General features: G+C 49.0%; 9 protein-coding genes. 3 read left to right on the top strand and 6 right to left on the bottom strand.

Annotated features, from left to right (window positions below; translation table 11 throughout):
• The first annotated feature begins 283 nt into the window (after window positions 1–283).
• The 3 genes from BLV54_RS09450 to BLV54_RS09440 all read left to right on the top strand — a co-directional run bounded on the left by BLV54_RS09450 (window position 284) and on the right by BLV54_RS09440 (window position 2,969).
• Window positions 284–1,024 (top strand): IS5 family transposase, encoded by a 741-nt coding sequence (locus BLV54_RS09450; RefSeq protein WP_090571082.1) that lies wholly within the window; start codon window positions 284–286, stop codon window positions 1,022–1,024.
• An 87-nt stretch (window positions 1,025–1,111) separates the two neighbouring features.
• Entirely contained in the window at window positions 1,112–1,846 is a 735-nt protein-coding gene (locus BLV54_RS09445; protein ID WP_176969731.1) for a class I SAM-dependent methyltransferase, read from the top strand.
• Window positions 1,839–2,969: a glycosyltransferase family 61 protein gene (locus BLV54_RS09440; RefSeq protein ID WP_090571076.1), complete on the top strand. Its 1,131-nt coding sequence runs from the start codon at window positions 1,839–1,841 to the stop codon at window positions 2,967–2,969. Before BLV54_RS09445 ends, BLV54_RS09440 begins: the two co-directional genes overlap by 8 nt.
• Window positions 2,970–3,133: 164 nt before the next feature.
• On the opposite strand, the gene BLV54_RS09435 is transcribed toward BLV54_RS09440, so the two are convergent.
• The 6 genes from BLV54_RS09435 to tnpA form a co-directional block, all read right to left on the bottom strand.
• Entirely contained in the window at window positions 3,134–3,883 is a 750-nt protein-coding gene (locus BLV54_RS09435) for a sulfotransferase family 2 domain-containing protein (protein ID WP_090571111.1), read from the bottom strand.
• A gap of 131 nt (window positions 3,884–4,014) precedes the next feature.
• Window positions 4,015–4,200, bottom strand: a complete 186-nt coding sequence (locus BLV54_RS09430; RefSeq protein ID WP_090571074.1) for a hypothetical protein — start codon at window positions 4,198–4,200, stop codon at window positions 4,015–4,017.
• Window positions 4,201–4,219: 19 nt separating this feature from the next.
• Window positions 4,220–7,156 carry a glycosyltransferase gene (locus BLV54_RS09425; protein WP_176969730.1) on the bottom strand — a complete coding sequence of 979 codons (2,937 nt, stop codon included), beginning with the start codon at window positions 7,154–7,156 and terminating at the stop codon, window positions 4,220–4,222.
• 520 nt (window positions 7,157–7,676) lie between these two features.
• Window positions 7,677–8,906 carry a DUF1501 domain-containing protein gene (locus BLV54_RS09420; RefSeq protein ID WP_218132367.1) on the bottom strand — a complete coding sequence of 410 codons (1,230 nt, stop codon included), beginning with the start codon at window positions 8,904–8,906 and terminating at the stop codon, window positions 7,677–7,679.
• Between the two features lie 34 nt (window positions 8,907–8,940).
• Complete coding sequence (locus tag BLV54_RS09415; protein WP_090571108.1) at window positions 8,941–10,503, bottom strand: DUF1800 domain-containing protein; 1,563 nt, start codon at window positions 10,501–10,503, stop codon at window positions 8,941–8,943.
• Window positions 10,504–10,943: 440 nt separating this feature from the next.
• A partial coding sequence (gene tnpA, locus BLV54_RS09410; RefSeq protein ID WP_143032470.1) for an IS200/IS605 family transposase occupies window positions 10,944–11,319 on the bottom strand: 376 nt, incomplete at its 5' end.

Below are 11,319 nucleotides of genomic sequence, written 5' to 3'. Positions count from 1 at the left end.
AAGAAAGTTATTCGACCTATGGCTTGATGCGTAGTGAATGTATCGGCTATCCGCTAAGCTTCTTTAACCCAGATTTTCCATTAGAGCTGATTAAGGAGAGAAGATTGGGCTAAATTTGACTGGGAGATCAAACGTTTTAGATTGATTCCAGAGGCCATTGATCCATTCACGTTGTTGCATGGCAACGGCTAGGGTCTGTTGACGTTTTGAGATAAGTATTTCATAAATAGAAAGCAAACTCGTAATATTGAGGTTCTCACACCACTAATAAAACGAGTTTGCGATGCCCCGACTGATGCTCACTGATGAGTTCTGGCCGAAGCTAGAGAAGATTTTGCGTCAAGAAGCGATTTATAACAAGCGCAATCTGCGCATGACGGTAGAAGGTATGCTATACCGAATGCGGGTTGGTTGTCCGTGGCGAGACTTACCTGAGGTGTTTGGATGCTGGAATTCCATTTATAAGAGATTCAATGCTTGGTCATCCAGTAACAAGTGGAGCAGAGTCTTCAAGGCACTAATCGTTGATGCGGATTGGGAGTGGGAATTCATTGACGGCAAAGCGCATCAGCATAGTGCGGGTGCAGCAGGTCAAGAACCGCAGGCCATCGGGAAAAGCCGTGCGGGTAACACCACAAAGATTCATTTGGCGGTTGATGGTTGTGGTTTACCAGTTGAGTTTGAGATTACTGGTGGAGAAGTGAATGATTGTTCTGTAGCACCGCAACTGATTACCAAGTTACCTGATGCACAAGCGATTGTAGCGGATAAGGGTTATGACAGTGAGTGTATACGTGAGCAGATAATAAAGAAGGGAGCCAGGGCTGTGATTCCAAGAAAGCGCAATTCGGTGAAGAGCAACGCAGATATGGATTGGGGGTTGTATAGATACCGGCATTTGGTAGAAAACGCCTTTGCCCGCCTAAAACAGTACCGGGCAGTGGCTACGCGATATGACAAATTGAAAAGAAATTACGAAAGTATGATTGCCATGGCATGTGGATATCTGTGGCTACCTATGTGAAATGTCAACAGACTCTAGGGCTTTTCAAAATTAGGCAACATGCTTATACTCCAGAATAATCGCGGATTATTGAGAAATTGCCAAGTTATGTCCATTGCTGAATTTGTCAAGAATATTATTTTCCATTATCTCGCCGTACGGCGTGGAAACCATCCCTTTCCGCCAGATTCTGTAGCGACATTCGCTTTCGTCCTGGGGCTTCAGGAGGCAAACGATGTACGGGCCAATCTGTGCGAAATGGGGGTGGAACATGGAGGCACAGCTTTTCTTCTGGCCCATAGCTTTCGCCACGACGAGGTATTGAACCTTATCGACCTGAAGATGCCCGACCGCTTTGCCACCACCTTGGCAGAGCTAAGTCCCGATCTGCAGTCGCGCATATGCTTTTACGAGGCGTCAACGACCAGCCCATCTCTCGATACTTTGTCGCAGCAGGAATTCCGTATCGTTCATATTGATGCCGGACATACCAAGGAAGCCGTTGCACAGGATGCGACGTGGTTCGCTTACTGCCTATCGCCTCGTGGCGTGACCGTCTTCGATGACGTCTTCGAGATCCGCTGGCCTTGCGTAACTGAGGCACTCCTGGATTACCTACCCAGTTCGAGACTCGCGCCGTTCATGATCCTCGACCGCAAGCTCTGCTGCTACCGTAATGAGGATCACGCCTTCTACCTGTCTGAGGTGCGAAATAACCTGCATGTGTTTGATACTTTCGGAAGCTTACGTTCGTGGGTTGAACCGTGGTGCGGTTGGGATACGGTGATCCTCAAGCTGGCGGTTTCCCCTCACTTCCAAAGACATTTCGGCAAGCATGCCTGAGATTTTGGACGTAGTACAAGAAGGGCGAGTTCTTGCAAGCGATTGGCATGAAATTGCTCCGGCGCAGAGGGTGTTAGGAGACTACCGCCTTGGCCGGTTAATCGGACCAGATCACCTCGTCCACTCATTTCACAACAAGCATCAGGGAAATGCGGCGGCCGATGGCTTCTCGCCCCTTTTTGTTTGCGAGTTTCGTGACGTCCTTGTAAACAACCTGGGTAATTACGTGGTTTCAAATGGCTCTACAGAAACGGAGGTTCAGATTACCGACCGTTACCAGCAGTCGAACCAGTATCTGGCGGGCGCGAAGCCAGCCTGGGCTCCAGAGCGTCAGACTGTTCGGATCGAATCTGCCTGCATCCTGATGCGGCCTGGAGATCACATCTTCGGTCACTGGCTTGTCGATATTCTGCCGCGGCTCTGGCTGCTTTCTCAGCTGCGCGACCTATCGAAGACCGTCTTCGTCCTGCGTCAGGGAACTCCATCATTCGCGCTAGAGATGATGCGCCTTGCTGGGGTGCCGGACAAGAATCTGATTTTCTTCAACCCCTACCGGGAGAATTTGTCGCTGGACCGAGCGATTTACGTTAGTAACCTGCGGGCCAATCAGACCGTGCATCCCATCCTGTCAGATTTTGGGGACTGGTGGGCTCAGCGACTTTTGGCGCAGCTGTCCTGTGGTTTACCGCAGATCGCAGGGGACCGGCGTCGTATTCTCGTCTCGCGCAGGGCATGGCAGAAACCGATGGAACACCGGATCTGCATCAATGCCACAGAGGTCGAAAATTATATCGCCCGTGCCATTGGGGGGGTTGTCCTCCATCCGCAAAGTTTCAGCCTGCCTGAACAGATCGCGCTGTTCTTGGATGCCGAAGTTCTAATCGGCGAAGAGGGAAGTGGCCTGCACAATTCAATCTTCGCACAGCCCGGCGGACATGTGATGACGCTACGTGGCCCGATGAACCATAGCCTAATCCAAAGCGGCCTGTGCCGCGCTAGAAATCAAACTCTGCACGCCGTTTTTGGTGAAACCAAACCCGGGGATGGCGCGGGGCGCGAATCAAACTTCAGCATCAGTGCTGCCCAGATCGACCAACTGATCGCGGATCTAGTTATGGCATGAAAAGCCTCTTCTGCATCGTTCTTGAATTGGTCACTGAAGAATGTGATTATCCTGAGTTTAACAAATCCAGCCGCTATTTCCTCTTATGATCTTAAAGGGGAATGAGATCACGGAGTATTCCCCACAACTTCCTTGTCACAATTGAAACGAAAAAGGCTTCTGGATCAATCACAATTGTCACTTACTACTCTTTTCTGGAAAGAGGCATTATACACGGCAATATCCCCTGCGTTTGCTTCCAGCAGCTTAGTATAGCAATCTTCACCGATCTCGGTTTTAATTTGATCAAGCCTCTGATTGAGTGGAATTGATAGGTCACGCGTGACATTCCGTGCCATTGGCGTGGCGTGAAAATCTAGAAAGTACGAAGACAGCCATTTCGCCATCTCTTCCATAGATTGATCAAATTTATCAACAATGCCAACAAACGGAAGAACTTCTAATGCGCGTAGTGCCAGTGCGATCTCATCACTGTCTTCTCCCTTGAACATCTGTGAAAGACGGGATACATGAAAGTTACGGCATTGGCGGTCATGCTTCAGCGATAAGCGTACTTCAATATAACCTTGGAGTGTGGTATTACGCGCCAGTACAGCTCCAAAACTATCTCCTCCTTGCTTACGTTCAAAGGAATATGCTGATGCGATGCGGTCAATGGGGTGACGTACAAACAAAACAGGTAAGATCTTGATTCCTTTAAGTTCTGGAGGAGGCAATGCCGCCGTATGTGAAGAGAATGCAATGGCATTCGGCTCTTGTCGAATCCAATCTTCAACCTGGGATACATTAATTGCGTGATTTCCTCCAGTAAATTCTCGCGTTACCCACTGTTCTGGAAAATTGGATTTTAATAACGCATCAACCGAGGTTCCGGCATTCTTAAAAAAATGATAGTGGAAAATAATATTTCTCAAAATTTTATTTATCCAAGATTGCAGCACTATAGTTGAAAAAACATAACTTCAAGGTAGATATCAAACATAAAAATTATTAATCTAGACTCATAAATTTAGTTTCAATAAATTTGGTTACCTAGTATCGCAAGTCAACCTGGCGTTGCCTTTCTAAAGGCTTCTACTACAGACTTCATAGCGATAATCGGAACATGAAGTTGAACATTTGGCTCTGGTTTACCGTCCATTCCTAAGCGCATGAATTGAATGCGGACAACACCATTATGGATCGCAATGGTGTTTATACCGTCAATAAGAAATGCTTTTTCTTCTTGCATGTTGTTCTCTTTTAGTTTTTCAATGTGCAGCTAGCGCACGGTTTTTGATAGTAGTAAATATCTCGACTTCCCCTAATGCTTCCTGCATTTGGGTAACCCCCTTGGCAAACCCATAATGGTTCTGTGCAAACCTGAGTGCTTGTTGGGACATGCCAGCCCAATTTTCAGAATTTCCATACAATTTGGTAATAGCCGCCACCCATTCTTCTGGTTTATCAGCAATACAGGCATCGATCCCATTACTGAATGGTATGCCTTCGGCAGCGATGGGCGAGAGGATGGAGGGTACACCATACGCTAATGCACCGATTACTTTTCCTTTGATACCAGCACCGCTCCGTAGAGGAGCAATAAAGATACGACAGGTATTATAAATCTGATCGAGGGTGGGAACCCAGCCTTCAATAACAAGATTTTCCACCTTCTCGGCCAAGGTTATCAGACTCTTGGGTACGTTACTGCCATAGATGCGCATCTTGACATCGGGAAGAGATTTTCGCAGCAAAGGCATGACCTTATCGGCAAACCATTCAACAGCCTCGATATTCGGATGATGGTTATAACCGCCGAGAAAAGCGATATCAGTGCGCGCATCAAATCCCGGAACTTCGCTGGCAACTTCGATTACCCAAGGACATTTGGCAACGCGGGCAGAATCGAGATTGTGCGAGAGAATGACAGCTTTTTCAACATCGGTATAAGTCAGCGTCAAGTCAACCTGGCGCATGGTAGCAAGTTCTTCATCGCGGGTTTGTACGCTGCGGCTGAGCGCTTCGCTGTTCTTGGCTACCACCGCTGCCCGCAGTTCGCGTAGAAAATGCAAATCGGCGTTGTTCATGACGATCCTGGCTTGTGGCGCATACTGACGAATAACATCGATAAAGTGTTTGGCAACATAATAGCGCGTAATATAGACGAGATTAAATTCTCTACCTCGCTTTTCAATAACTTCATTGATTGAGCCTGCGAAGGGTGCATAGATGCATTCTACCCCCATGCGCTGCAGGTCTTCAGTATAGTGCCCCATCCATGCCATGTTGTGCGGTACGAAAGTACATTTAAAACCCAGTTTCTGCAACATTCTCATTTCCTGAATGGCGGCATAGCTACCTGCGTTCTGATCAGGCATCGGTGTTTCCGCATCAAGTACCAGCGCACGCAGATCTACATTACGGTCTTTGTTCAGTTCGACATCAACCCCTACCTTACCGTTATCACGGCAGTAGGTTGCCCAGCGGCTTTTGAACTTAGGCCTATTAATTTCCTGAAAACGCTTCATTCCCGAAGAGGTATTGGTACCGCTGCTGATGCCTTCGAAGTGAATAACCTGCGCAAAAGGGGTATAAATGGTTTTACAACCTTTATCCCGTACCTTGAAAGCCAAGTCGGTATCTTCAAAATAGGCAGGTACAAAAGTTTCACTAAAACCACCTACCTCATTCCACAATTGGGTTGGCAGCATGATGCAGGCACCGGAGAGGTAATCCACCTGACGCGCATAGCTGTAGCGTGGATCGTGTGCATTAGCTCCTCGGCCGTAGTTCCAGGGATCACCCGTATTCCAGACGATGCCACCAGCTTCCTGCAGAGAACCATCAGGGTATAACAGTTTGGCTCCAGTCATACCAACATTATCAAAGTGCTCAAAAGGCCATAAAAGCTCGTCCAGCCAGCCAGAGGTGACTTCGGTATCATTATTGAGCATGAGGATATATTCGCCGCGGGCAAGGCTACCACCAAGATTGCAGGCGCGAACAAAACCTACTGCCTCCTCGTTACGAACGTATTGCACACCCTTGATAAGTTCAGGAATGCGAGTGCTTTCATCCGTGGAACCGTCATCTACTATGATCACCTCGAAGGAAATACGATTAGGCGCCAGCAATAATGACAACAAACAGTGATAGGTAACCGGGAATTTATTATGCACCGGGATAACGATTGAGACACGCGGATTCTCGGTCTTAGCAAATGTCAGGGGTTTGAATGCCTTATCTTTTTCACTGAAGCCACGTACCATCTGAGCATGTGCATGAGCGATCTGACTGAGTTTTTCAGCTAACGGCGCTCGCTCCTCTCCAGCTTCATCGGTCTTATCGGTCTTCTTACTGCGCGCACCCAGGCTGCTTCCAGCAGCAGAACTGGTCTTTTCATCCTCAAACTGGGCGATTGTATTGATCAAAGATTCATATCGAAAGCCAGCCGTGGTAGCGATAGTAGGCTTGAGTCCTTCGCGCGCATAACGCAGTAATGCAGATTCTGGTGTCAGCATGTAAGGGGTAATCGTAGCCAGATCACCGATGGACATCGCTGGGTCATTGCTGCGCACCGAGAAAGCATGAGGGCGCCCATCAAAAACGGACGCCGGTAAAGGAAGCCGAAAATGTGCTTTATTGTAAATCTCACTATCCGGTGTGCACCAACCACCGCCAATGACGGTTGCCCCTTCGACAATCTCCAGATAAAACGATGGGGCAATACCTTCAGGCAGTAATATCGAACCGATCAATGCGCTTCCATCGAGCCTGATATCATCGCTTTTATAAAGTACAGCTTTGAAAACCTTTGGAGAATTAGGCAATACAAGACCTGTTGATACTTCCCGCGCCTCTATCAGATGCTCGTTACCATCAAATAACCCTGGAGGAGGATCGATCTTAAAGCTGTTGTTACCATTACCAATGCCCGCCGCAAGCAAATCCTTTCTATATTTATCAGCTATCGTACGGCCAATCAGTTGGCCGTCTGCGAGAATTTCTATCTCTAAGGAGTCGTTCGGCTTGGTTTTATTGAATGCCCAACCGTGAATCCCAGTGACTTCACAATTATCTAAGCTACCTTGAATGTCATTGACTAGTAACGTCTTAGGTACTGAGGTGGGCTTCTTTGCTTGCTCTAAATGCTTTGGCTCTTTTTCGTCATCATTGGACAACTGCTGTATCTTTTTATTTGTCATTTTTCCTTCTTTTTGCATGACGTTTTGTTATGACTGAGTCCCTGAATAAGGCAGTATATTATCTTTAAATTTTTTTTTTGCAAAACGATTTAATTCCTTTGGAATTATTCATATGATAGAGTAAAGAGGAGATTGAAAAGAAGAAAAGTAAGAATTAAAAAGCCTTTATTTTTTAATTATCAAGCTTTTTAGAAATATCGATCAATTTGTGCTCTATTACGTCTATTTGCCATGCGTAGCTAATTGCCTCGGTAGCTTTGATATATCAGAAAGCCTCTGCAATAATTATTCCATTTCTAAATCAAACGTAACTTTATCGACTTCTCCTTGCCGTATTATTATTTATACTGACTGCGGCTCGCTCTTGCATCATGTTTGATTTGGGAATGGAAGTAGCTTCACATGAGTCGATCCACGCGAGCACGCAACATCGGATGGCAAATGTACACCCGACGCGCAGAAAATCAGCTCAAGTCGTTGGGAAAAATCCACGGACGACAACAGACCATAAAAGTCAGCCCTACACGAGATCGAGATCGCGTGGGGTGGCGCCAGGGAAGATCCGGCCTAGCTGCGTGGCATCAAGCCCGTACATCCGCTGGAACATGCCGCCGAGCAGCGCGCGGTACTCTGTCAGCACGGGCCAGTCACGATCCTGGTTCAGCGACTTGCGCTCGATACTCACCTGTTCGCCCGCAATGCGGCCGCCATGCACGGCGCCGCCAAGTATCCAGTACACAGTACCATGACCGTGGTCAGTGCCGCGCGTCCCGTTCTCACGGAACGTGCGACCGAACTCTGAGATCACCACAACGACGGTGTTCTTCCAGGCAGAACCCATCTGCCGCGCGAACACGGCAAGCCCACCTCCAAGGTTGCCAAGCTGATTTGCGAGTTGCCCCTGCACCCCGCCCTGGTTCACGTGCGTATCCCAACCGCCGACGTCGATGAATCCCAGATTGAATTTGTCGCGCATCAGCCCAGCCATGCGCCGTGCCTCGAGCTCGAAGCCGCGGGCACTGATTGCGTTGCGGTTCTCCGACCGCATCATCGTATCCTGCTCGGCAATATCCTTGCGCAGCTTGAATCCTTCGTTCACGAGCGACTCGAAGCGTGTGCCGGCGTACATGTCCGCGAGCAGCGCCATTTGTCGATCAACGAGCGGTGCCGGGCCCGTACCTTTCAGCGATACATTAGGAATTAAGAGGTCACCGGTCATTGACACTGGCAGACCATCGGTGAATGCGACCGGTGCCGCCGCATTGCCAAGTACACCCGAGAGCCGATTCAGGAACCCGGACGAACGCATGCTATGACTCTCATTCGGCAGTCCTTCTTCTACGCTGTCCTGCACTTCGAAGTGGCTGCGACTCAAGTTATTCGTGCCAGCAAATGGTATAAATGCTACTTGCTTTTGTTGCCACAACGGATAGATGGTGTCCTTCAGCGCAGGGTGCAGTCCCCACTCCACCGCCTTGCCCCCATGAGACAGCCCCAGGGCAGACTCGGGATCATTAGCGTTCGGCTTCTTGATCGCGAGCGTCGGCCGCGACTCGTAATAGAAACTGCTGCTGACGGGAATTACCACGTTTACCGCGTCGTACCCGCCCCGCAGAAAAACAAGCAGGAATCTTGTATCACTTGCGCCATGCGTCGCATAGGCGTAAGCGCGCGAGACGAACGAGAATGGTGTGGCGAACGCAGTAGCGCCAGCCAGTATTAGCTTGAGCATGTCACGTCGTTGCATCATAGACCTCCGTGTCTTCTTTTCAGTGGTATCTTCCTCAGCGTACCATCCAATCAGGCGAGGCCAGCAGCAGCATATTCCATTCCTGCTGCGATGTTGCCTGATCAAGCGCCGTACGCGTCTTTACGCTGAGCGTCGGTTCGATGGTGTCGTAGAATAACCGACTCGCCAGCATTGGGAATCCCGTACGCCGCGGCGTCCCGTCATCGTCGTCAAATAACCTCGCGTTGCCGTTGCCGATTGCCCGGGTGATCTCGAAGCGCTTGACTATCTGTCCTGAGCTAGTCCACGCTGATTCCTCAAGTGGATAGCCGTCTGGCGTCACGCGGCCGTATAGCGGCTCGCCGAGTTGTTGCAACCAGTTCACCACGGGACGATAGTTGATGATGCGCTTGCCATCATAGGCTAGGCGCAGCGACGACACCATGAACTGTACCGGGTCCTTGAACTTGCCCGCCTCTATCTGCGGGCGGTTGAGTATGGCAATAAACTCAGAGGAGGTAAACATTGTCCGGAGCACGGCAGCAATGTTGCCGTCAGTTTGCTTAAATGTGATCGCCATCGCATCCACGAGCTTGCGCGGGGGGTTGTCGGCGACGAAATACATCGCGAGCCTCGTGCTGATGAATCGCGCCGTCGCCGGCTGGCGGCACAGGAGAGACACAGCATGCTCGACCTCATCCATTCCGGTACCCTTAATCGTCTCGTTCAGGATCTTCTTTGTGCCGAAGTCATGACGATTGGGATTAAACTCAAAGGCGCCCTCGCGCACTGGCTGCGCGCGCCGCACCGGTCTGAATTGTGGCCGATCAACATTTGGAATGATGCCGACACCAGTGAGCACACGCGCCAACTCCTGCACGTCCTGCTGCGAGTAGTGCGAGCCACTCGGGCCGCCGCTCACGCCAAGCGTGTGTAGCTCCATTAGCTCGCGCGCGTAGTTCTCGTTGATCTTCCGGACCGCGCTTTGCGCGTTGTCCAGGTACATAAGCATCGCCGGTGACTTCAGTGTCGCGAGCACGAGATCGCGAAAATAACCGAGCGCGTGTGGTCGAACAGCGTTGTTCTCGTAATCGGCCAACATGAACGCGACATCGCCCTTGCCAGAGAACACATTAAAGTGATTCATCCAAAACCATGTCATTTGTTCGCGAAGCTGCCACGGAGAATAAAGATTGCGCATGAGCTGGCGTTTTGCCGTCTCGTAGGTCATCTTGTTTCTCTGTTGATTCAGCGCCATGCGGGCACGCTGCTGCTCTTCCGGATTATCGAGACGCTGGATTCGCTGATGCTCTGACCGGGCTGCCCTCAGCATCTCTTTAGCGCTCTTTTGCGAGATGGACAGGGTACGGATGTCTGCGGTCAGCTCGGGTGGATCATCAGCTGGTGGGCGCAGCTGCTCGTCGAAGAATCGACTACGACCGAGCTGCTGGTAACGCTCGACGGTTTCGCTGTTCACGCCGAATGTGACACGATTCAGCCACCGCAAATCCTCGTGTGTGAGCGGATGCAATGACGTGTCGTTGCTGCGCGCGCTCACGGTATAACTGCCCATCACAATGCAGCAGACGATCACCCAGGCAGTGTTGCGCATGTTCATCGACAGATTACCTCTTTCGGACTTCCAGGTATTTTGCAGTTTCCATTCTCCGTACGCATTATTTGTATTTAGTAGCCAAAACATAAATAGCTGAGCGTATAGAAAAATGCATCATCTTTCTCATGAAAATTGAATGTACTGAAAATTTAATTAACAGTCAAACACAAACATAAGGATGACAGGATAGTGTCTCAGTTTTAATTTTGTTAAATACAGCGCAACACCAAAAGTTTTCTTAAAGCAAATATCAACTAAAGTAGTCATATAATTACTGCCCAAATTTGTGTTAGCAACTAATAGAAATGTTCTTTTTTGTAGCAAATAAATTGTCCGCTTTGAAACGCATTGAATTGTCCAGTTAAATTACCTCCGGCAGAGCCGGAGGCTTATTTCTGTTAGCCCCTCAAAGGGGCAAGAATTGGCGCCACCTAAAGGTGGCATCACATACCAAGTTTGAGCTGATCATAATGTTCATCCTCCTTCTCTTGATGTCGGATATATTCTCTAACCATCTCTTCATCTAACCCTACGGTCGATACAAAATAACCACGCGCCCAAAAACTTTCACCTGTGAAATTCCTCGATTCCCCCATAAACTTTCGTGCTATCGATATTGCACTTTTCCCCTTGATATACCCTACTACGTAAGACACTGAGTACTTCGGCGGAATACTAATGCACATATGTACATGATCAGGCATCAAATGTCCTTCCACTATCTGGCATTCTTTCTGCTCAGCTAACTCGTGCAATACCTTCCCAAGGTGCTTTCGTATTACTCCAAATATCACCTTTTTCCTTCTCTTCGGAATAAAT

Source organism: Nitrosomonas sp. Nm33, from assembly GCF_900107265.1.
In the GTDB taxonomy this organism is placed as follows: domain Bacteria; phylum Pseudomonadota; class Gammaproteobacteria; order Burkholderiales; family Nitrosomonadaceae; genus Nitrosomonas.
This window is presented reverse-complemented; position numbering and strand designations above follow the sequence as displayed.

Excerpts from the sequence above, each read along its gene's own strand:
- BLV54_RS09415 (WP_090571108.1), bottom strand. The coding sequence starts at position 10,503 with ATGAACATGCGCAACACTGCCTGGGTGATCGTCTGCTGCATTGTGATG.
- BLV54_RS09425 (WP_176969730.1), bottom strand. The coding sequence starts at position 7,156 with ATGACAAATAAAAAGATACAGCAGTTGTCCAATGATGACGAAAAAGAG.
- BLV54_RS09440 (WP_090571076.1), top strand. The coding sequence starts at position 1,839 with ATGCCTGAGATTTTGGACGTAGTACAAGAAGGGCGAGTTCTTGCAAGC.
- BLV54_RS09430 (WP_090571074.1), bottom strand. The coding sequence starts at position 4,200 with ATGCAAGAAGAAAAAGCATTTCTTATTGACGGTATAAACACCATTGCG.
- BLV54_RS09450 (WP_090571082.1), top strand. The coding sequence starts at position 284 with ATGCCCCGACTGATGCTCACTGATGAGTTCTGGCCGAAGCTAGAGAAG.
- BLV54_RS09420 (WP_218132367.1), bottom strand. The coding sequence starts at position 8,906 with ATGATGCAACGACGTGACATGCTCAAGCTAATACTGGCTGGCGCTACT.
- BLV54_RS09445 (WP_176969731.1), top strand. The coding sequence starts at position 1,112 with ATGTCCATTGCTGAATTTGTCAAGAATATTATTTTCCATTATCTCGCC.